The sequence below is a fragment of the Neorhizobium huautlense genome (assembly GCF_002968575.1).
In the GTDB taxonomy this organism is placed as follows: domain Bacteria; phylum Pseudomonadota; class Alphaproteobacteria; order Rhizobiales; family Rhizobiaceae; genus Neorhizobium; species Neorhizobium huautlense.
On sequence record NZ_PVBM01000013.1, the window covers coordinates 80,256 to 101,749 of the forward strand.

At 61.7% G+C, this 21,494-nt stretch carries 22 protein-coding genes; 15 read left to right on the plus strand and 7 right to left on the minus strand.

Features of this window, described 5'->3' with window-relative positions; all coding sequences use genetic code 11:
• Positions 1-140: 140 nt before the first annotated feature.
• Both C5L12_RS15785 and C5L12_RS15790 read left to right on the plus strand, forming a co-directional pair.
• Positions 141-677 carry a DUF1134 domain-containing protein gene (locus C5L12_RS15785; protein ID WP_245422930.1) on the plus strand — a complete coding sequence of 179 codons (537 nt, stop codon included), beginning with the start codon at positions 141-143 and terminating at the stop codon, positions 675-677.
• Between the two features lie 155 nt (positions 678-832).
• On the plus strand, positions 833-2,044 hold the full coding sequence (locus tag C5L12_RS15790) for a coiled-coil domain-containing protein (protein ID WP_105373000.1): 1,212 nt from the start codon (positions 833-835) through the stop codon (positions 2,042-2,044).
• Between the two features lie 14 nt (positions 2,045-2,058).
• Here C5L12_RS15790 and C5L12_RS15795 read toward each other — a convergent pair whose 3' ends face one another.
• The gene (locus C5L12_RS15795) at positions 2,059-2,880 is read right to left on the minus strand and encodes a TrmH family RNA methyltransferase (RefSeq protein WP_105373001.1); all 822 of its coding nucleotides are present in this window, start codon (positions 2,878-2,880) and stop codon (positions 2,059-2,061) included.
• The gene (locus C5L12_RS15800) at positions 2,880-3,266 is read right to left on the minus strand and encodes a hypothetical protein (protein WP_105373002.1); all 387 of its coding nucleotides are present in this window, start codon (positions 3,264-3,266) and stop codon (positions 2,880-2,882) included. Before C5L12_RS15800 ends, C5L12_RS15795 begins: the two co-directional genes overlap by 1 nt.
• 39 nt (positions 3,267-3,305) lie before the next feature.
• Here C5L12_RS15800 and C5L12_RS15805 point away from each other — a divergent pair, with 39 nt between their 5' ends.
• Complete coding sequence (locus C5L12_RS15805) at positions 3,306-4,331, plus strand: RluA family pseudouridine synthase (RefSeq protein WP_105373003.1); 1,026 nt, start codon at positions 3,306-3,308, stop codon at positions 4,329-4,331.
• Here C5L12_RS15805 and C5L12_RS15810 read toward each other — a convergent pair.
• The gene (locus C5L12_RS15810; protein WP_105373004.1) at positions 4,328-5,206 is read right to left on the minus strand and encodes a DMT family transporter; all 879 of its coding nucleotides are present in this window, start codon (positions 5,204-5,206) and stop codon (positions 4,328-4,330) included. The genes C5L12_RS15805 and C5L12_RS15810 overlap by 4 nt on opposite strands.
• Before the next feature lie 106 nt (positions 5,207-5,312).
• Between C5L12_RS15810 and C5L12_RS15815 the strand changes: the two genes are divergently transcribed.
• The 6 genes from C5L12_RS15815 (at position 5,313) to rpoH (ending at position 9,711) form a co-directional block, all read left to right on the plus strand.
• Positions 5,313-6,020: a helix-turn-helix transcriptional regulator gene (locus tag C5L12_RS15815; RefSeq protein WP_105373071.1), complete on the plus strand. Its 708-nt coding sequence runs from the start codon at positions 5,313-5,315 to the stop codon at positions 6,018-6,020.
• Between the two features lie 89 nt (positions 6,021-6,109).
• A complete protein-coding gene (locus C5L12_RS15820) occupies positions 6,110-6,943 on the plus strand; it encodes a helix-turn-helix domain-containing protein (RefSeq protein ID WP_105373005.1) in 834 nt (277 codons plus the stop codon).
• Positions 6,944-7,040: 97 nt separating this feature from the next.
• Positions 7,041-7,202: a hypothetical protein gene (locus C5L12_RS28425; RefSeq protein ID WP_165924114.1), complete on the plus strand. Its 162-nt coding sequence runs from the start codon at positions 7,041-7,043 to the stop codon at positions 7,200-7,202.
• Positions 7,203-7,280: 78 nt separating this feature from the next.
• Positions 7,281-7,595, plus strand: a complete 315-nt coding sequence (locus tag C5L12_RS29125) for a DUF1127 domain-containing protein (RefSeq protein ID WP_342588635.1) — start codon at positions 7,281-7,283, stop codon at positions 7,593-7,595.
• 224 nt (positions 7,596-7,819) lie between these two features.
• Complete coding sequence (locus C5L12_RS15830; RefSeq protein ID WP_105373006.1) at positions 7,820-8,605, plus strand: class I SAM-dependent methyltransferase; 786 nt, start codon at positions 7,820-7,822, stop codon at positions 8,603-8,605.
• Positions 8,606-8,808: 203 nt separating this feature from the next.
• Complete coding sequence (rpoH, locus tag C5L12_RS15835) at positions 8,809-9,711, plus strand: RNA polymerase sigma factor RpoH (protein ID WP_105373007.1); 903 nt, start codon at positions 8,809-8,811, stop codon at positions 9,709-9,711.
• 84 nt (positions 9,712-9,795) lie between these two features.
• Here rpoH and C5L12_RS28160 read toward each other — a convergent pair whose 3' ends face one another.
• Positions 9,796-12,306 (minus strand): hypothetical protein, encoded by a 2,511-nt coding sequence (locus C5L12_RS28160; RefSeq protein ID WP_157949059.1) that lies wholly within the window; start codon positions 12,304-12,306, stop codon positions 9,796-9,798.
• A 59-nt stretch (positions 12,307-12,365) separates the two neighbouring features.
• Positions 12,366-13,664 (minus strand): adenylosuccinate synthase, encoded by a 1,299-nt coding sequence (locus tag C5L12_RS15850; RefSeq protein ID WP_105373009.1) that lies wholly within the window; start codon positions 13,662-13,664, stop codon positions 12,366-12,368.
• A 285-nt stretch (positions 13,665-13,949) separates the two neighbouring features.
• Between C5L12_RS15850 and C5L12_RS15855 the strand changes: the two genes are divergently transcribed.
• Positions 13,950-14,837, plus strand: a complete 888-nt coding sequence (locus tag C5L12_RS15855; protein WP_105373010.1) for a DMT family transporter — start codon at positions 13,950-13,952, stop codon at positions 14,835-14,837.
• A gap of 46 nt (positions 14,838-14,883) precedes the next feature.
• On the opposite strand, the gene C5L12_RS15860 is transcribed toward C5L12_RS15855, so the two are convergent.
• A complete protein-coding gene (locus C5L12_RS15860) occupies positions 14,884-15,132 on the minus strand; it encodes a hypothetical protein (protein ID WP_105373011.1) in 249 nt (82 codons plus the stop codon).
• Positions 15,133-15,384: 252 nt separating this feature from the next.
• Between C5L12_RS15860 and C5L12_RS15865 the strand changes: the two genes are divergently transcribed.
• On the plus strand, positions 15,385-16,182 hold the full coding sequence (locus C5L12_RS15865; RefSeq protein ID WP_105373012.1) for a creatininase family protein: 798 nt from the start codon (positions 15,385-15,387) through the stop codon (positions 16,180-16,182).
• Here C5L12_RS15865 and C5L12_RS15870 read toward each other — a convergent pair.
• On the minus strand, positions 16,170-17,147 hold the full coding sequence (locus tag C5L12_RS15870) for a LysR family transcriptional regulator (protein WP_105373013.1): 978 nt from the start codon (positions 17,145-17,147) through the stop codon (positions 16,170-16,172). The genes C5L12_RS15865 and C5L12_RS15870 overlap by 13 nt on opposite strands.
• A gap of 188 nt (positions 17,148-17,335) precedes the next feature.
• On the opposite strand from C5L12_RS15870, the gene C5L12_RS15875 reads away from it, so the two are divergent.
• The 4 genes from C5L12_RS15875 (at position 17,336) to C5L12_RS15890 (ending at position 21,493) form a co-directional block, all read left to right on the plus strand.
• On the plus strand, positions 17,336-18,352 hold the full coding sequence (locus C5L12_RS15875) for an ABC transporter substrate-binding protein (RefSeq protein WP_105373014.1): 1,017 nt from the start codon (positions 17,336-17,338) through the stop codon (positions 18,350-18,352).
• Between the two features lie 167 nt (positions 18,353-18,519).
• Positions 18,520-19,344, plus strand: a complete 825-nt coding sequence (locus tag C5L12_RS15880; RefSeq protein ID WP_105373015.1) for an ABC transporter ATP-binding protein — start codon at positions 18,520-18,522, stop codon at positions 19,342-19,344.
• Positions 19,341-20,180 (plus strand): ABC transporter permease, encoded by an 840-nt coding sequence (locus tag C5L12_RS15885; protein ID WP_105373016.1) that lies wholly within the window; start codon positions 19,341-19,343, stop codon positions 20,178-20,180. Before C5L12_RS15880 ends, C5L12_RS15885 begins: the two co-directional genes overlap by 4 nt.
• A complete protein-coding gene (locus C5L12_RS15890; RefSeq protein WP_105373017.1) occupies positions 20,180-21,493 on the plus strand; it encodes a cytosine deaminase in 1,314 nt (437 codons plus the stop codon). The genes C5L12_RS15885 and C5L12_RS15890 overlap by 1 nt, the downstream gene beginning before the upstream one ends.
• Position 21,494 lies beyond the last annotated feature (1 nt).

Here is a 21,494-nt window from a genome sequence, read left to right on the forward strand (position 1 = left end):
TATTAAGACCATGCCTCCAAAATAGCCAAGCCTTAAGCATGATGTAAAAGGCCCGACCCCGTACGATACAATCGATGGATCTGACTATGCGCATCCGCACATCCTCCGCCTTCGCACAGTTTGCCGCGACGCTGTTTGCGATGATCGCAGCCGTGCTCTTCTCAACCTGCACCGCGTCCGCCCAGCAGGGTTCGAACCAGTATACGGCGCAGGAGATCATCGATGCCGGCCATGGCTTCTTCGGCTCCGCCAGCGGCGGGCTTGCCAAAGTCGTCGAAAACGCCTTCCAGAAATACGGCCTTCCGAACGGCTATATCCTGGGCCAGGAAGGTTCGGGCGCCTTCATCGCCGGCCTGACTTACGGAGAGGGCGAGCTCTACACGAAGAATGCCGGCCAGCACCCGGCCTTCTGGCAAGGCCCTTCGCTCGGCATCGACTACGGCGGACAGGGGACGCGGGCGATGATGCTCGTCTACGACCTCCCCTCGGTGGACGCGCTCTATGCCCGCTTCGGCGGCGTTTCGGGCTCGGCCTTCGTGGTGGCTGGCGTCGGCATGACCGTTCTGCGCAACAACAACGTGATCCTGGTGCCGATCCGCACCGGGCTCGGCGCCCGCCTCGGCATCAATGTCGGGTATTTGAAGCTTACGCGCGCACCCACCTGGAACCCATTCTGAGGCCGGGCATTCTTCCCTCCGGAGATCGGAGGGACTTTCATGGAATCGACCAGAGCGACCGATGGATCGGGCAATCGCCCAAAGGGTGCTTGCCGGTTGCATCCGTGCATGCTTAAACATCGTCATTCCCGTCCAGCCTGCGAAACGGCCTCGTCGTGATCGAATTTGCTCTCCTGTTCGGCTTGGGTTTTCTGAGCGCCGCACTTCTCGCAATGCTCGTCGCGCCGGCGATCCATGGGCGGATCGTGCGCTATACGGAAAACCGCATCAAGGCGACACTGCCGATCAGCCCGCAGGAAGTGCGCGCCCAGCGCGACATGGCACGCGCCGTCTATGCGGCCGAAAACGCACGGACACAGCAGGAGCTGGTTCATGAGCGAGAGAAGGCGATTTCGCTGCAGCTTCGGAACGACTCCCTGTCAGAAGAGGTGAAACGCCTGCAGGGCGAGGCAATCGAACTGCGCATCCAGATCGAGAACCTGGACGTCGAGGCAGCCGAGGCGCGCTCCCGTCTTCGCCAGGAAGACAGCTATATCCAGCAGCTGAAGGCGGCAATGGAGGCGGCAGAAGAAAAGATCGCGGCCAGGGATCTGGAAATCGACAATCTTCAGCAGCGCCAACTGCTGCAGATCGCCGAAGCCGACAATTTCCGGATTGACCTGTCGACCCGGGATACGGAAGTGGAGAACCTTAAATTCCGGATCACCGCATTGCGAGACGAGCGCGATACGCTGCGCAACGATCTGAAAGCGCAGGCGGCCCGAGCCAGGGACGCCGAAAACCGGCTGGGCCAGGAAGAGCATCGCGTCCAGCGGCTGGAAGAAAAGCTGGCGCGCGAGATCGCCGACCGCGCCGACAAGGAAAATGCGCTCGAACGGCGGCTCGCCGAAATCAGCCGCCTGCGGGAAAAACTGAAAGCTGCAAATGCGGAGGCTCGAGGCGCAAGCCGGGCGCTTCGCGATGCAGCCCTGACCCAATCAGAGATGAAACCACCCGTTCCCAAGAAGAAGATAACGGCGCAGGACGTCGTTCTGCGCGAACTGCCCCACGCACCGATGCCGGGACAATCCCTGCTCGCGCAGGACGCGGACGCCGACCCGATGATCGCAGATATGGCCGAAGACGTACGCAATCACGCAACGGCCTTGTCGGAGCGGCTTCAGAGCGACAAAGGCGGCAGCGATCAGGCCATTCGCGACGAGCTTGCCTCGATCGCCGCCGATATGGTGGCGCTGACGGCACTGAGCGAAGGTTCGTCGTCGCCCATCCACAAGATCCTCTCCGGCAAGTCGGGCAACGGCAACCGGGAGAGCCTCGCGGCAAAATCGAAGAAGAGATTGGCGGCCGCGCAGGACGCGGCCGGCTAGCCGGAGCAAAACGTCTATAGCCGGCCTTGCGCCATGGCGATCTCGTAGAGCGCGATGCCGGTCGCCGTCGCCGCGTTCAGACTGTCGAGGCCCGGCGTTTGGGCAATCCTTGCGGTATGGATGCGCGAGAGCACATCCGCCGGCAGGCCCTCACCTTCCGTGCCCGTAATCAGGGCCATGCGATCGGAAGCCGGAACAGACCGCATTTCCACGGCACCGGCCGGGGAAAGCCCCCACACGGCGCAACCGTTTTCCATGAGGGCTGCCAGGACTTCGGCCATGCTGCCGCTGCGGGCATAGGGCACGGAGAGCACGGAGCCGACCGAGACCCTGAGCGCCTTGCGGTAAAGCGGATCGCAGCAGCTTTGGTCGAGGAGCACCGCGTCCGCACCGAAAGCAGCGGCATTGCGGAAGATGGAGCCGATATTGTCGTGGTTGGAAATGCCGAATGCCGCGACCACCAGCGCCTTTTCCGGCAGGGCGGCCATCAACTCTGCTGCGGAGGGATCGCGCTGCCGCCTGCCGAGCGCCAGCACCCCGCGATGCAGATGGAAGCCTGCGATCTCGTCAAGCACGGTGCCGGACGCGACATAGACGGGAATGTCCCGGGGAAAAGCGGAAAGGATGTCGGCGAGCCCCGCCACCCGGTTTTCCAGCAGCAGGATCTTTTCGGCAACGAACGCCCCTCCTTGGCGGTGGGCGGCTGCGAGCATCCTGAGGACCACCGTCCCCTCCGCAATGAACCGCCCCTCCCGGCCCGTCAGGTCGCGATCACGGATAAACCGGAACTCGGCGATCCGCGGATCGTCCGCATCGCCGATTCGGATCGGCGCCACTATCGGGGGACGCCGACCGCCACGTCGGCAACGATGCGGCCGGCCGAGAGATCGAAGATGAATATCTTCTGGTCGCCGTCGAGAAGACCGTAGAACAGGATCTGGCCGCCGGAAAGCGATACCGACTGAATGTTGAAACCCGCCGGCAGTTCGGCCGTCGCTGCAAGCGGCTGGCCCGCGGGAACGGCAAAGCCGCCTGCCGAGGTCGCCGGCGCCGGGGTATCGGGCCGTTGCGCTACCTTGTAGACAACCGCTGCAAGGACGGCCATAAAGCAGACGAACAAGATCCCGCCCGAAACGAGTTGCAGAAGCACCATCTTCCGGCGGATTCTCTCCATTGCCGGATCAAGCGGCTCTTCCTGTTCCTCGATATCGGGCTGGGGCATGGGGAGTTCCTTGCGTCGGATTGCTACCGGAAAGATTAAATGAACGATCCCTTTAACGAGATAGAGCGCCCGAGGAAAGTCCTCACTGCCGGAGATGAGGCCGAAGGGCGGCTCGACGCCTGGTTGACCACCGTCCTGGAAGGTGAGTTTTCACGAAGCCGCATCAAGGCGCTGATCGAACAGGGCGCTGTGCTTCTGAACGGCAAACCGGTGACGGAGCCGAAGAAGAAGATCCATATGGGGGACACGGTGGAAATCACGCTTCCCGAGCCGGAGGATCCCGAACCCAAGGGCGAGGACATTCCGCTTGAGGTCCTCTACGAGGATGACGACCTGATCGTCATCGCCAAGCCCGCCGGTCTGGTCGTGCATCCCGGCGCCGGCAACTGGACCGGCACCCTGGTGAATGCACTGATCCATCATTGCGGCGACAGCCTCTCCGGCATCGGCGGCGTCCGCCGTCCCGGCATCGTCCATCGTCTCGACAAGGATACCAGCGGTGTGATGGTCGTCGCCAAGAACGACATCGCCCACCGCCATCTTGCCGAGCAGTTCGCCGACCATGGCCGCTCCGGTCCGCTGGAGCGCGCCTATCAGGCCGTGGTCTGGGGCCGCCCCGCCATGCTGCGGGGCACGATCGATGCTCCGCTCGGCCGCTCCGGTGCCGATCGCACCAAGCGGGCGGTGAAGCGCGAGGACAGCGACGACGCCCGCGAGGCAGTTACCCATTACGAGGTGATCGAGCGCTTCCACGAAAAACCGGACGCCACGGCGCTGGCATCCCTGATCGAATGCCGGCTGGAAACCGGCCGGACCCACCAGATCCGCGTCCACATGGCGCATGTCGGCAACCCGCTGATCGGCGACCCGGATTATTCCGCGGGTTTCAGGACCAAGGCGAACCTTTTGCCCGAAGCGGCAAAGACCGTCGTCAACAGTTTCCCGCGCCAGGCGCTGCACGCCTATCTGCTGGTCTTCGAACATCCCCGCACCGGCGAGGTGATGGAATTCGAGGCGGCGATGCCGGAGGACATGCAGGAACTGGTCGAGGCGCTGCAGGCTTAAGGGCCGACTTCGATCCCGACTTGACGCCGATGCAGATCCCACAGCACGTGGAAGAGGACCCCCGCCATGACGATGCTGCCGCCGATCACGGTTGCCTCGTCCAGGCTTTCGCCGAGAAACAGCCAGACCCAGAGGGGTGCGAGCGGCGCGTCGAGTGCGCCGATCAGCGCCGTCTCGACGGGTGGCAGAAGACGGGATCCATGAAGCAGCAGGCCGATGCCGAGCGCGAACCCCAGGATGCCGAAGAAGGCGACGCTCGCGATATCTCCCAGCGAAGCTGAGAACGGCGATGCAAATGACAATGCGGCGAGCGCACTGAGGAAGGCTGCGAGCCCGGCAGAGGGAAGAACCGGTTGAGCCGGGTAACGGCGCATCAGTACGGTCATCAGGGCCACGCAAACGGTCATCCCCAGAGCCAGGAAATCTCCGAAAAGGCTGCCGGCCTCCCCTGTCCCGACCATCACGACAACCCCGCCCACGGCCGCCACGCTGGCCGCCACCGCGCTCCGCCCCGGCCGTTCCCCGAGTAGGAGGAAACCGAGGCCAGCCGAGACGAACGGGCATGTCGCGAAAATGATCGAGACATGCGCAACGCTCGTCTCAAGCAGCGCCGCAATGAACAGAACCATGCCGGCCGCGGAGACGACGGCAATCGCGATCCCCGGCCAGCCCAGGCGACCAAGTCCATGAAGCTTGCGCTGCGGCGACGTGATCAGGAAGAACAGGAATAGGGCTGCGCCCCCGGCAAGACCACGCCAGACGAGGATCGTCGCACTGTCCAGCGATACCAGTCGCGCCATCAGTCCCGCCGTGCTGAGGGCGATGGTGGAAAACAGGATGATGACAAGGCCGGCGACATAGGGCGAAGATTTCATTGGCTGTCCCGAAGGCTGGGTGCGATTGAAGCCGGACTAACAGATTGGTGCTGACAGCAGCCTGTCAGCAGTGTTCAATCGCCTGAGATCACCTTGGAGTGCAATGATGGCGCGTTCGAGCCGCATGTTCGAGATCATCCAGATGTTGCGCGCCTCCCGATCGCCGCTGACGGCCGAAGCGATTGCCTCCCGTCTGGAGGTGACGAAACGGACGGTCTATCGGGATATTGCGGCACTGCAGGCGACCCGCGTGCCGATCGAGGGTGCCGCCGGCATCGGTTATGTGATGCGGCGCGGCTTCGATCTCCCTCCCCTGATGTTCACTCCGGAGGAGATGGAAGCGATAACCGTCGGCCTGTCGCTCATCGGGCGCACCGGCGATCGCAGCCTGGAAGATGCGGGCAGCGCCGCGATGGCCAAGATCAATTCGGTCCTGCCTTCCTCCCAGCCGCCGATCGGCGAAACCCATCTTCTGGTCTCCTCCTGGCATGCGATACCGGATTCGACGGTCGACATGCGCCTGTTGCGTCGTGCCATCCGCGAAGAACGCAAGCTGAGCTTCTGTTACCGCGATGGAACCGGTCATGAGACAAAGAGGACGGTCTGCCCTCTTGCCGTCGTCTACTATATCGACGGCGTGCTGCTTGCCGGGTTTTGCGAACTGCGCCAGGATTTTCGCCACTTCCGCCACGACCGTATTTCCAAATGCGAAACTCTCGATGCGGAGTTCAGGGGCCGAAGTGCCGCCTTGCGCCGGATGTGGCGCAGCTCGCATGAGCTTTTCCATTACGAGGACGGAGAAAACTCGCCCTAAGACGCGGCAGCCGCCTCCTGCGCAGGTGTCGAAACGGGTGGCTGTCGGGGCCGTCAAGGCTTATATTGCGTTCAACAGATGAGAGGCACATGAGCCAGTTCGCCGTCAAAAAACTGCTCGATACCGGCCTGATCACGGTCCGCGACGTCATGTGCAATGGCGAGTGCCGTCACCGCAGCGGCGAGGAGTGCTCGCATGCGACAAGCCTCGTCTTTCCCTATCGCGGCGTGTTCATGCGCCACGTCGGCCGCGACGACACGGTGGCCGAAGCCAATCAGGTGCTCTTCTTCAACTGCGACGAGGGCTATCAGATCAGCCATCCGGTCGAAGGCGGCGATGCCTGTCTCAGCATGGATGTTCCCGAATCCATGCTGGAAGAACTGGTCCCCAGCGAACATCGGAATCCGAAAGGCTCCCGCTTCGTCTTCAACAAGCAGCGCCTCCGGATAGACGCCCGCGCCCAGGCGCTTGTGGCGCTGCTGCGCCACAGCCTGCTTCGCGGCACTGCCGAGACGCTGGAGGCGGAAACGCTGGGCTTGACGCTGGTGCGCCGGGCGGTAGGCGAACGAACCGCCCATGCCGCGAGCGCAAGCGCGGGACGGCAGAAGCTGGTGGACCGCGCCAAGCTTGCCCTTTCCGCAGATCTGACCCGCCGCTGGACGCTGGCAGAAATAGCGAGGGAGGCGGGCGTTTCGCCCGTTTACCTCACTCAAGTCTTCCAGCAGGTCGAGGGCACCCCGCTCTACCGTTACCAGCTTCGCCTCCGGCTCGCCCGCGCGCTCGATCTGCTCGGCAGTTATGACGACCTGACCCAGCTCGGGCTGGAACTGGGCTTCTCAAGCCATAGCCATTTCTCGTCCGCCTTCCGTCAGGCCTATGGCCGCACACCCGCCGAATTCCAGCGCTTTGCGGGATTGCGGTAGAGCACCCTTTCCGAAAGTCGCTAAAGATTCTGACAGCGGCCGGTCGGCCGACATGGTTTCCTTCTCCCGTAAAAAGCCAACATCGGGAGATGACACCATGAAAGAGAACACCTGCGCCGCCTGCGATTGCGAACTCGATTCAACGCGCATTGCCGTGAAGATCGGCGGCAAGACGGTCGAGGTCTGCTGCGAGGAATGTGCCGAAGCCCTTCGCGAGGCCGAAGCGGCAGCACGCACCGCGCAAGCCGGCGCCAAGTAGCCGGTCGGACCGCGAGGCGGATGATAGCCCGCCTCGCATCCTGCCGGGCACCGGCAGACAATTACAAGGAGAACAGCAATGAAGAACGAGAACCGGGCGGTCTTCGACCGCATGCCGGAGCCATGCGACTTTGCCTTTCAACTGCCGCACCGGGACGACGGCAAGCCTCTGGAGGATACAGACAACGCCTCAACACATCGTCTCGGATTGATGCTTTCACGGCTCATCATGCTGGTCGTCAGAAAATTCCGTGAGCATCGAAACCGGATGGCACTCCTGGAGTTGACGGATGATCAACTGAAGGATGTCGGCCTTTCGAGGAGCCAGGCCTATGGCGACTACAGCCGATATCGCCGGAGCGGTTCGCACCCTCTAGAACGAAAATGCCTGTAGGCATTATGCGAGACGAGGTCCAGACGTCGCCAATATAGTTCGAGCTGGAAGTGAGCATTGCGCATAGATCAATCGGATTAGGCTCTCGTCAAATTTTTGCTCCATTTGTCTTACTTGTTGCAATGCAAAATATCGTCCGGCGAAATTCAACCAGGGCGGGAGATGTACATCGCGTGATCTCAAAACGTCGGCTCGACAACTACAGACCGAGGAACGAGCAAGGCATGAACTCAACCCTCCGGAAGTTCATTTTCCACGACCTTCAGACAGTCGAGGGATATATCGACCCGCCGGACGCGCTGGTCTTCCTCTCGCTTCTGCAGGCCCAGAAGCGAGAGGGGATGGAGGGAGGACTTGCCGAGATCGGGGTGTTTTACGGGCGTTCTTATTTTCTGCTGAAGAAGATCTGCGAAGACGGGGACAAAGTTCTCGGGATCGATCTTTTCGATATCGGCCAGGTAGCGGACGGCTCTGCCACGCAATACCGACGCTTCATCGAAAACGGTCAGCGGCTCGGCGTTCCCGTCGATGAGGACCTGATCATCAAGGCAGACAGCACCGGGTTGCAGGCGGAAGACATCATCGCCAGGATCGGCCGGCCGCGCTTCTTCAGCATCGACGGCGGCCACATGCTCGATCACATCACCGCAGACAGCACGCTCGCGATGGATACGCTCGCCGACCACGGCGTCATTGCCTTCGACGACACGTTCAATCCGGCCTGGCCGGAGGTGACGGTCGGCGTCGCCGATTTCCTGCGGCAGCAGAAGAGCGCGTTCTCGACCTTCTGCATGACAAAATACAAGACCTATGTGTGCCGCAGGCAGTTCCATGAATTCTACTACAATGCGATCACCGAGGCTTCGGATCTGCTCGCCTTCCGTCACGTGGAGACTGAATTCCTCGGCTCGAAGGTGGCAAGACTGCACAATCCCATGAGCCGCCGGATGGTATATGAATTGATGATCCGGTCCGGAATGCGGAAGTTTTCCGAACGCGTATATCGGTGAGAAGCCCGGGAACATTACCACATTGTAATGATATAACGCCGCCGTGATCACTTGAACCACGGTTCTGCCGTACTTATTTGTTACGTGGGTTGGTGCGGGGTCGGAAATGACCCGTGCGGCCTTGGCTCGCCTCAGCATGCATTAACACCTTGAAGATTGCCACACGTAAGAGGGAGCCGACAACGATCGGAAAGGGGTGCTTTATGGCCCGCAATACTCTGCCTTCAATTACCGCCGGCGAAGCCGGTCTCAACCGTTATCTCGATGAAATTCGCAAGTTTCCGATGCTGGAGCCCCAGCAGGAATACATGCTGGCGAAACGTTACGCCGAACATGGCGACCGCAATGCCGCCCATAAGCTTGTGACGAGCCATCTGCGCCTCGTCGCAAAGATTGCCATGGGCTATCGCGGTTATGGTCTGCCGATCGGCGAAGTCGTGTCCGAGGGCAATGTCGGCCTCATGCAGGCCGTCAAGAAGTTCGACCCGGAACGCGGTTTCCGCCTGGCAACCTATGCCATGTGGTGGATCAAGGCCTCGATCCAGGAATATATCCTGCGCTCCTGGTCGCTCGTTAAAATGGGCACCACCGCCAACCAGAAGCGGCTTTTCTTCAACCTGCGCCGGCTCAAAGGTCGGATCCAGGCGATCGACGAAGGCGATCTGAAGCCGGATCAGGTTGCTGAAATCGCCACCAAGCTCAATGTGTCCGAGGAGGAAGTGGTTTCCATGAACCGCCGCCTGTCCGGCGACGCTTCGCTAAATGCGCCGATCCGCGCCAGCGAAGGTGAAGCGGGACAGTGGCAGGATTGGCTGGTGGACGACCGCGACAGCCAGGAAGAAGTGCTGATCGAGCAGGACGAACTGGATACGCGCCGCCGGATGCTCTCCAAGGCCCTGAGCGTACTGAACGACCGCGAACGCCGTATCTTCGAAGCACGCCGCCTCGCCGACGAGCCGGTCACCCTGGAAGAGCTGTCGTCGGAGTTCGACATCAGCCGCGAACGCGTGCGCCAGATCGAGGTCCGCGCCTTCGAGAAGGTGCAGGAGGCCGTCCAGAAGGAAGCGCTTGCCCAGGCAAACGCCCTGCGCGTGGTCGACGCTTAACAGCAGCCGGACCGGCGCCACCGAAATAAATACAAAAAAGGCCCGGCGTCGTTGCCGGGCCTTTTCGTTTTAAGCCGAAAATCCTTACTGCCCGGTGGCGGGTGCCCCGAGCGTGGCCCATTCCCTGATAGCTTCGGCGAAGATCCGCTCGCCTTCCGGCCCCTTCTGGAGGGTGAAAAGCGCGCGGCGGCCGTTGCGATAGGCAACGGGAATGTCGATCCAGTTGCGACTGCGCAAGAGCTCCAGATTGGTGGTGCGGGCGTCGGGGAAATCGTTGAGCGCGATCATGTGGAAGTCATCGGTGATCTTGGCCGGCACGGCGATGAGCGCATTGCCGCGATCCTGTTCCGTCTGCTTCATGGCGATGCGCTGCACGCTGTCGATCGCGCCGCCTTCGAAATCCGGCGGCACCGCGAAGACGATCTCCACGAGATGGCTGGCTGGCAGCGATGGATCGCCGTTGCGTTTGACGGTGACGAGCGCCGTCAGGCCGCGGCCCGGAATGTTGATCCGTCCCTGGATAACCGGCTCCGGTCGGCCGTTCGCGCCCGGCTCGCGCTGGAGCGACCATGAGACCGCGCCTTCGATCGCCGTGGGCGCCGTCTGGCCGATCCGCTCCTCGTAGAGGAACATCTTTTCCCCGGCGAGCGCCGGGGCGTCGGATGGATTGGCGGACGGTGCGGCAGCACCCTGATCCGGCGTAGCCTGCGGGGTTTCGGTTGGTCCGGCACCCGGAGCAGGTGCGGCACCTGCGGGTGCGCCGGGCTCGGGCGTCGCGGCCTGAGCGGCCGGCGGCGTATTGAGCTGAGCGACCGACTGCCCCTCTGCATTCTGCGCAAGACCGCCCGTGCCGCCCGGCCCATCGTCGACTTCGCTGCCGTCTGCCATCAGGCGCTGGGTAAATTTCGTCGTCGTGGTGGATCCGTCCGCCGGAGCGGGAGTGGCGGGAGTGGCTGGCGTCGCGGGAGTGGCGGGCGCTGCGGCATTGGTCTGCGGTGCCGGCGGAGGCGTTTGGCTCGGTGCCGGGGTCGCGGGTGCGGGAGCCGGCGTCTGCTCTGCGGTCTGCGTCGTCGGCGCGCTCGACTGGAACAGCCCATCCACCATATCGTTCAGCGAATCTCGGTTCAGCCAGATCGCGTAACCGCCGGCACCCACGAGAGCCAGGCCGACGATGGCAAGGATGATGCCCGCATAATTCCGCTTGCGCACCGGGGTCACCCGATAGGGCCGGGCCGGCGCAGGCATCAGATCGTCCGCATCCGCCTCGCTGTGCAGAGTGCTGCTGCGGGAGGTGCCTCCCGGTAGAGGAGCGTCCTTGTTGAAGCCGATCAGTTCTTCCAGATCGGCCCAGGGATCGCTTTCCGCGGTCTTCTCTCCCGGCTTCGACTGCGGATCGAGATAGTCTGCGATCGGGTCCTTGGCTGCCGCTGCGACCGCCGCATTCGCCACGGGGAGGTCGGAGACCGGAGGCATCCGGACCGTATCGGCCGAAACGTGGGTTTCCGAATCGAAATGCGCCTCGACCGGTGTAGCCGTCAATTCGTGGCCGGCAGGACCGGCTGGCACGAGTTCGGGAACTTCATTCCATACGGCAGCGACATTCGCGGCGGCACCGGCGGCCGGCGCAGCCTCAGGCTGGGACGGTGCCCATCCCCAATCTTCTTCAGCCTTCGGAGGTTCTTCCGCGGCCTGCTCCGGTTCCAGGGGATGCGGCTCGCCGGCCCATTCCTGAGCGAATTCAGGCTCGTTCGGACGCTGGTCTTCTCCGCTCCGGGTGGGATATGGAAAATCGTCTTCGGCGGCGACGGGCTCGGCGGCCGCCGGCTCCGACAGGGGCTCAGGCTCCAGTGGAGGCGGCTCGTCAGGCCAGACAGCGGGCTGCACCGCCTCAGTCGCCGGCTCGTCGTAATCGAAAACCGTCGGGGCTGAAGGAGCCCCTTCCGGTGGCATGTCGTCGCGCCAATCGCCGTATTGGTGGCCTGCGGCCGGCTCGTCAGCTGGTGCAGCCGCGACTTCCTGCTCTTCATGGAAGCTGGGCTGCTCGACAACCGGCGCCGTCTCTTCCACGGCCTGCTGTTCTGTCTCGGCTGGTGCCGGCTCCTCTACGACGGTAACCGTTTCGGGCGCCTGGTAGTCGTCCTCCCGGAAAACCGGTGCCGATTCGTATTCGGCCGGTGCCGGTGCAGGCTCGGCGGCCTCCTCCACAGCGATCTGCTGTTCTTGCGCATATTGTTCGGGAGAGACAGCCTCTCCTTCGACAGTCTCGGCAACTTGCGCAGCAGGTTCTTCGCCGGCTTCGGCCACCGGCTCGGCGGCGACCGGTTCGACAACGGCTTCTTCGGCTGGATGCCCCGCCGGGGCCTCGTCGACGACGGGCGCCAGCGCTTCGGCATGCTCACTCTCGACATCGACGATCGCGGCCTCGAGCTTCTCCATCTGCCGGCGCAGCATGTCTTCCGGTGGGCGCGGCTTCATGTTCTCGAGCTGCCGCTGCACGGCGCCACGAGCCTTATCATACACCTTCGCGCGCATCTCCGGCGTATTGCTCGCCAGTCCGTCAACCGCGCGGCGGATAACCGCAACAAAATCAGCCATCAGCACTTTCTCATGATCGCCAATCCGAAGATCAGCCGAATGGTAACCAATTTTTGACTTTAATCTTCAAATGGGTCGGTCACAAGTATGGTGTCTTCCCGCTCAGGACTGGTGGAAAGTAGCGCGACGGGCGCGCCAATCAATTCCTCCACCTGGCGGACATACTTGATGGCCTGGGCCGGGAGATCGGCCCATTTGCGGGCGCCGACCGTCGATTCCTTCCAGCCTTCCAGCGTGACGTAAACCGGCTCGACACGAGCCTGCGCGCCCTGGCTTGCCGGGAGATGATCGATCTGAACGCCGTCGAGCTTGTAGCCAACGCAGATCTTTAATTCGTCCAGGCCGTCGAGCACATCGAGCTTGGTCAGCGCAATTCCGGTGATCCCGTTGGTCGCGACCGACTGGCGCACAAGCGCGGCATCGAACCAGCCGCAGCGGCGCTTACGGCCGGTAACCGTTCCAAATTCATGGCCTTTTTCCCCAAGAAATTGACCGATCTCATCCTTGAGTTCGGTCGGAAACGGGCCTTCGCCGACGCGAGTCGTGTAAGCCTTGGTGATCCCGAGGATATAGCCGAGCGTACCCGGCCCCATGCCGGAGCCGGCCGAAGCCTGGCCGGCGACGGTGTTGGATGAGGTCACGAAGGGATAGGTGCCGTGGTCGATATCGAGCAGCGACCCTTGAGCGCCTTCGAAGAGGATGCGGGCGCCCTTGCGACGTTCCTTGTCGAGCAGTTCCCAGACGGTTTCCCGGAAAGGCAGTACGCGCGCGGCGACCGAGGTGAGTTCCTGCATGATCGCCTCGTGCGAGATCTCCTTTTCGCCGAGGCCGCGCCGAAGCGCATTGTGGTGGGTGAGGATACGGTCGACCTTGCCGGGCAGCGTGTCCATGTCGGCCAGGTCCATGACACGGATGGCACGGCGGCCTACCTTGTCCTCATAGGCAGGACCGATGCCGCGGCGGGTGGTGCCGATCTTGGTGCCGCTGTTGGAGGCGGCATCTTCGCGAAGACCGTCGAGTTCGCGGTGCAGGGAGAGAATGAGCGTCGCATTGTCGGCGATGCGGAGATTTTCCGGCGTGACCTTCACACCCTGTCCGGCGAGTTTGTCGATCTCGGCAACCAGAGCATGCGGATCAAGAACGACGCCGTTGCCGATCACGGAGATCTTGCCGCCCCGCACGATCCCGGACGGGAGAAGCGAAAGCTTGTAACTGACGCCATCGATAACGAGCGTATGGCCGGCATTGTGACCGCCTTGGAAGCGCACGACGATATCGGCGCGTTCGGAAAGCCAGTCGACAATCTTGCCCTTGCCTTCGTCACCCCATTGCGAACCAACCACGACTACGTTCGTCATCTCTGCTTCCTGTACTGCGGGCAAAGCCCCACACGACCATACGCGCACCTACCGTAGATCGTTTTTGACCTACGGGTCGATGCGCCACTTAGATTTAGGCTCCGTTTCCGGATAAGGATATCCGCGAACAGTGCAAACGCGCGCATCTATAATGCCTTGGCCGAAGGAAAGCGACCTGTTTGTGACTCGCTCGCGGTTTTTACGTGACAAATGCGTGAGCGGCGGGCTATTTCCCGGCCCCGACTGTTGATACCGGCGCCCTACGGCCGGTGCCGGAGAATTGTTTTGCACAAAAAGGCCTATCTTTCCCTCGTCATTGCCACCTTGTGCTGGGGCGGCAATGCGGTGGCCGGCAAGCTCGCCGTCGGCCATGTCAGCCCGATGATGCTGACCTTCTGGCGCTGGTTCGCCGCCGTTGCAATCATTTTCGCGATCTCGGTGCCGCAACTGGTGAAGGACTGGCCGATCGTCAGGAAGAACCTGCCGATTCTCATCTTCCTGGGCGTCATAGGTTATGTCGTTTTCAACGCCGCGCTCTATACCGCCGTCAACTACACGACGGCGATCAACGTAACGGTTGAGCAGGCTGTCATCCCCATGCTGATCTTCGTCATCAACTTCCTGCTGTTCCGCATGAAGGTTTCCTGGGCACAGATCCTCGGCTTCACCCTCACCTTGTTCGGAGGCGTGATTACCGCCGTCCACGGAGATCTCGGCACGCTGGTGACGCTCACCGTCAATTTCGGCGACGCAATCATGATGATCGCCGTCATGGCTTACGCCATCTACACCGTTGCGCTCAGATGGCGGCCGCAGGTCAATTGGCGCACCCTGATGGCATTCCCCGCCCTCTTTGCGCTCATCTTCACGACACCGCTCGTCTTCTGGGAATATTCCGCCGACCGGCTGATCTGGCCCGATACGAGGGGCTGGCTGATCGTGCTCTATACGGGCATCTTCGCCTCGCTGATCGCACAGGTTCTCTATATCGTCGGCGTCCAGAAGATCGGCGCCAACAGGGCCGGCCTGTTCATCAATCTCGTTCCCGTCTTCGGGACGCTGCTCTCGGTCGCCATTCTCGGCGAAGCCCTGCAGGTCTTCCACATCGTCGCGCTGGCGCTCGCCCTCGGCGGGATCGCAATCGCCGAATGGGGAAAACCCGTCTCCGCATAATGGTGGAGACGGGCAAGTCGGTTGCCGGTAGTTGAGGCTGTCGAAATCAGATGTTGTGGTAAACTGCGGGAGGCAGTTGGCCTTGCGCGGCCCGGCTGTCCGACGGATCGAAGATCAATGCCTCGTCCACCATACGCTCCTCAGTTCCCATCGACCGGCTTTCGACAGCCGGAACCTGAACGACAGGCACGGAAGAGAGCGCCCGGGCAAAACCACCCGCACCGGCGGCTTTGGCTTCCTTGCCGGAAATGAGGGCCGTCAGAACGACCGCGGAAATAATGAGCTTCTTGATCATTGCGCTGCACCCCGTTTGTCGAGCGGCTTGGTCGCCGTCTTGTCTCTTATGGCACAACCATATGCGGCAGGGCTCTCGGCGCGATTAAGCGGATAGATGCAATTTTATTGAAATCCGCCTTTTTCTTGCCATGGCACAGCCGGCCTCCCTGTCTGCGCTCAAAAAGGCAACGCGCTGGGCGGAAATTGATGCTTTTCGAGACGTGCCCGATCTCCTAACCCTGTCACAAACATCAGGAAAGGCAGGGGCAGCATGGGCAAGCCGTTTTACTGGAACGAACTCAATACCCTCGATTTCGCGCAGCTTTCGCCCGAAAAAACCATCGCCATTCTGCCGATCGCCTCGACCGAGCAGCACGGTCCGCACCTTCCGATCGCCACCGACGTGGTGATCGCCAACGGTATGCTTGCGGAACTGAAGGCGCAGCGGCCGGAGGATCTCGATTTCCTGATCCTGCCCACCCAGGAAATCGGCAAGGCCAACGAACACGTCTATGGTCCAGGCACCCTCTCCTTCGGTGCCGAACTCCTCATTCCGATGTGGACGGCCATCGGCGCCAAGGTAGCAGAAGCCGGCGTGAAGAAGCTCGTCATCGTCAATTCCCATGGCGGCAATGTCGATATCATGAGCATTGTCGGTCGCGAGTTGCGCGTCCGCTACCAGATGGCGGTGATCGGCACGCAGTGGGGCCGCTTCGGCAATCCGGAAGGGCTGATCGGCGAGCATGAGCAGAAATTTGGCATCCATGGCGGCGAAGTCGAAACCTCGCTGATGCTGCATTTCCGCCCGGATCTGGTGCGGATGGACAAGGCTCAGAATTTCGTTTCCAAGGCGGAATGGATGAAGTCTCAATCGAAATTCATCCAGCCGACGCCCCCGCATGCGCTCGCATGGCTTGCCCATGACCTCAATCCGAACGGCGTGGTGGGCGACGCATCGAAAGGCACGGCCGAAAAGGGCGCTTCGATCTGCCGCCATCAGGTTGCCCGTTTTATCGAGATGCTGCGCGATTTCGCAGCATATTCGCTCGACAATCTCTACTCGCGCTGATCCTGCTCCCGCTGGACATCCCTCGCCTGTGGCTGAGGCGGCACATGCCCCTTCGCCTGCAGCTCTCCGACGAGGCCTGAGAGTTCCGACAAGAGAAATTCGACGAATAGGCTGGTGGCGGTATCGAGCGTGGCGCGCGAGCGGGCAAAGAGCTTCATCGGCTGATGACGTGCATGCGGATTGGCGAGCGGCCGGAAAACCAGTTCGCCGCGCCGGCATTCCTGAAGCACGTCGAGTGGATTGAGGAGCGTCAACCCGGTGCCTGCCTTCACGAGCTGCTTCAGCATTTCCGAGGCATTGGTTTCCACGATCGGCTCGACCGGAATCGAGAAGGGCGAAAGCGCCAGATTGATGACGTTGCGCAGGCTCGTGCCCGGCTGCGAAAGCACCAGCGGCTCCTGCACCACCTCGGCCAGATCGACCGCGCCCTCGCCCGCCAGCCTGTGTCCCGGCGGCATAACCACCCCGATCGGAATATCGAAATTGGCGAGCGTCCGGATGCCGGGCGTCGCCGGGATGTTGAAACCAATACCGATGTCGACCTCGCCGTTTACCACCGGCTGAATGGTGTTCGAAGGGCCGTCGTTCCTCAAGTGTATGCGCACACGCGGGTGCTCGGCGACGAACCGCGCGATGATATCAGGCAATGGTCCCGCCGCCAGTCCCACCGTCGCCACCAGCGCCACCTTGCCGGCCTGCGGCATCTTGAGACCGCGGATGCGCGATTCCATCCGCTCATAGGTTTTGAGAACTTCGCGGATGTGTTCAATGCACAATTCTCCGGCAGCGGTGAGCTTCAGCCCGCGAGGCATGCGCTCGAAAATCGGCACCCCTAACTCCTCCTCCAGCGCCAGGATCTGCCGGTTGATCGCCGACGATGCAACATTCAGACGGGTTGCCGCCTTGCGGATCGATCCGCAACGGGCGATCTCATCGATATAAAGCAGCTTTCGCGAATGCAGCATTTTACATCACCCCCGTTGCATCATTTTTGACCATGCCGCACAATTTGGCATGTCATTTTTCGACCGATGCCGGAAAGGCATCAATGCGGACGAAATTTGATGCTTTTCAAAGAGCAACGCAACCGTACAAATGCTGGAAAAGAAATACTCTCACGATGCCGCAGGGTTTAACAGGGGAACGAAACCACATGTCCAATTCATTGACTATGAAGAGTTTTCTGGCGGCGCTCGGCCTCTCTGCGATGGTGCTCGCAGCGGCTCCGGCAGCGGCGCTCGATGAAGTATCCTACGGCACCAACTGGCTGGCCCAGGCAGAGCACGGCGGCTTCTACCAGGCCGTGGCCGATGGGACCTATGAGAAGCATGGCCTGAAGGTGACGATCATCCAGGGCGGCCCGCACGCTGCCAACCGCGCGCTTCTGATCGCCGGCAAGGTGGATTTCTACATGGGCGGGCCGCTCGGGGACATGGATGCCGTCAAGCAGGGCATTCCGCTGGTCAGCGTCGCCTCGATCTTCCAGAAGGACCCGCAGGTCCTGCTCGCCCATCCCGACGCGGGCGTCGAAAAGTTCGAGGACCTTGCCAATCTCGATACGATCTTCATGGGTAAGGAAGGCTATGTCACGTATTTCGAGTGGATGAAGAAGAACTTCAAGGGCTTCCGCGATGAACAGTACAAGCCCTATACCTTCAATCCGGCTCCCTTCATCGCCGACAAGAAGTCCGCACAGCAAGGTTATCTGACCTCCGAGCCCTATGAGATCGAAAAACAGGCTGGCTGGGCGCCGAAAGTGTTCCTCATCGCCGATGCCGGCTACGGCCCCTATTCGACGATGATCACCACGACGCAGCCGATGCTCGACAAGAAGCCTGAGGTCGTGCAGCGTTTCGTCGATGCGTCGATCGAAGGATGGTACAACTATCTCTACGGCGACAACAAAGCCGCCAACGATCTGATCAAGAAGGACAATCCGGAAATGACGGACGGTCAGATCGCCTATTCCATCGCCAAGATGAAGGAATACGGAATAGTGGTTTCCGGCGATGCCGAGACCAAGGGCATCGGCTGCATCACCGACGAGCGCTACAAGAAGTTCTTCGACTCGATGGTGGCAATCAACGTCCAGCCTGCCGACCTCGACTACAAGAAGGCCTATTCGACCAAATTCGTCTGCAAGGGCGTCGGAATGGCGCTTAAGAAGTAGAGTAGACGGTGCGGCATACTTAATCCTCCCTCGCGGGGAGGGTGCCGGCAGGCGGGAGGGTTTTCCGCGCAAGAGCCCCCTCTCCAACCGTTCCCCACAAGGGGGACTTAACCTCGCGCGCCGCCGGGCACCCAGCGGCGAATGCCGCCCTTCTGATCGAGTGAAGCATGACCACGTCCCAAGCCCCGTTGATGCCTGCTCCCGGAGACAGCCGCAAACGCCCGCTGGTCGTGATGCGCAGCGTCTCCAAGATGTTTTCGAGCGGCACGCTCGCATTGTCCGACATGTCGCTGACTGTCGAGGGCGGTGAGTTCGTGAGCCTGCTTGGTCCCTCCGGTTGCGGCAAGTCGACGGCACTCAGGATCATCGCGGGGCTCGGCGATGTCTCGGCCGGCACGATCGACTGGCCGAGTTCCCGCATCAATTCCAAGGGTCTGCCCGAAGGCGACATATCCTTCGTCTTTCAGGAACCGACGCTGATGCCGTGGCAGACGGTATTCGGCAATGTTCACCTGCCGCTTAAGCTGCGCGGGGTTTCGAAAACCGCCGCCCGCGACGAGATCATGGAGACGCTTGCAACCGTCGGCCTTCAGGATTTCGCCGATGCTTATCCCCGCGAGCTTTCCGGCGGCATGAAGATGCGCGTCTCGATCGCCCGCGCGCTGGTCACCAAGCCGAAGCTGTTGCTGATGGACGAGCCCTTTGCGGCATTGGACGAAATCACCCGCCAGAAACTCAATGACGATGTGTTGAGGCTCTGGCACGAAACGGGCATCACCGTGATCTTCGTCACCCACTCCGTCTTCGAATCCGCCTACCTCTCGAACCGCATCGTGGTGATGAAGGCACGGCCGGGCCGGGTTCATGCGGACTTCCCGCTGAAGACGAGCATGTCGCGCGATGCGCATTACCGCACGTCGGAAGAATACCGGCAGGCCTGTGAAAAGGTTTCCAACATGCTCCTGGAAGCGATCGGCGGGGAGGAACACTGATGGCAGATGATCCGATCCTTACGCCTCTGAAGCCGGGCCTCTTCGCTCGCAACCGGGAGACGCTGCTGCGCACGCTGATCCCCATTTGCGTGGTGGTCGGCCTGATCCTGCTCTGGCAGTTCATCATCAGCGTCAACGGCATTCCGCAGTATATTCTGCCCGGGCCGCTGGCGGTGGCGAACTCGCTCTATAACGACTGGGGCACGCTTTGGCCCGCCCTCTGGGTCACGACGCAGATCACCCTGCAGGCGCTGGCGCTGGCGCTGATCGGCGGCGTCGGCATCGCCATTTTCCTCGTCCAGTCGAAATGGATCGAGACGGCCTTCTATCCGATTACCGTCATCCTGCAGGTGACGCCGATCGTGGCGATCGCGCCGCTGATCCTGATCTACGCGCCGACGACCCAGGTCGCGCTTCTGATCTGCGCATTCCTCGTCGCCTTCTTTCCAATCCTGTCGAACATGGTGCAGGGTTTGAAGAGCGTCGACCATAACCTGCTCAACCTCTTCGACCTCTACGGCGCCTCGCGCTGGCAGACGCTGCTTTACCTAAAGCTCCCCTCCTCGCTTCCCTATTTCATGACAGGATTGAGGATCGGCGGCGGACTGGCGCTGATCGCAGCCGTGGTGGCGGAATTTGCGGCGGGTTCCGCGGGCGCTGGCTCCGGTCTCGCCTTCCGCCTGCTGGAGTCCCAGTATCGTCTCAACATTCCGCGTCTTTTTGCAGCGCTGATCCTGCTTTCGGTGCTGGGCGTGGTGATCTTCATGATTACCTCCTTCATCGCCTGGGCTTTCCTGCATCGCTGGCATGAGAGCAGCCTCAAGAGAGAAAACTGATGCCTGGCGAATTCATGACGCTTCCCGATGCCCGTCGTTTTGCGCTCGTCAACGCCACCCTGCCGGCGGTCCTCGTCAAAGGTTTTTCCGCACCGGCAAAGGAAGGCTTGATAGGGGCGGATCTGATCATCTCGGACGGCAGGATCGAAAGGATACTTCCGGCCGCCACCGCACCTGCCGATCTGGTGAAGGTGGACATGCGCGGCGGCATGGTCTGGCCTTGCTTTGTCGACATGCACACGCATCTCGACAAGGGCCATTTCTGGGACCGCAGACCGAACCCGGACGGCACGTTCGAAGGCGCACTGATGAACGTGCGCGAGGACCGCATCGCCAACTGGACGGCGGAGGACGTCCGCACCCGCTTCGAATTCTCGCTGAAGAGCGCCTATGCCCACGGCACGAAGCTGATCCGCACCCATCTCGACAGCATACCGCCGCAGCCGGATATCTCGTTCCCGCTGTTTGCCGAACTGCGCGAGGAGTGGAAAGACCGGATCGCGCTGCAGGCGGTAGCTCTCCTGCCGCTGGAATGCGTGCCCGACCAGGCGGTCTTCAACGGCATCGTCGCGACGGTGAGACGTTATGGCGGGCTGCTTGGCGGTGCCACACGCATTCTCCCGGACTTCGAAAACATCCTCGATAGCCTCTTCCGGGCAGCCTCCGACAACGGCCTCGACATCGACCTGCATGTGGATGAGACCGAGGACAAACAGGTCCTGACGCTCGAAACCATCGCCGACGCCAAACGCCGCAACCGCTTCGAAGGTTCGGTCACCGTCGGCCATTGCTGTTCGCTCGCCCGCCAGGATGACGACACCGCCAAACGCGTTGTCGACAAAGTCGCGGAAGCCGGGATTTCAGTCGTCTCGCTGCCGATGTGCAACATGTATCTGCAGGATCGCCACGCCGGCCGCACCCCCCGCTGGCGCGGCGTCACGCTATTCCACGAATTGGCCGCGGCCGGCGTGAAAACGGCCGTCTCCTCGGATAATACCCGTGACCCTTTCTACGCCTATGGCGACATGGATCCGGTCGAGGTGTTCCGGGAGGCCGTACGCATCCTGCATCTCGACCACCCGCTCGACACCTCCGCCCGCGTCGTCACCTCGACGCCAGCGGAAATCCTCGGCCGGCCCGATATCGGCGTCATCGCCGAAGGTGGCCCCGCCGATCTCGTGCTCTTCAGCGCCCGCCGCTGGAGCGAATTCCTCTCCCGTCCGCAGGCCGACCGCATCGTGATGCGGAATGGCATGGGCATCGACCGTCGCCTGCCGGATTACCGTGACCTGGACCCGATTCTGGAAAGATAAG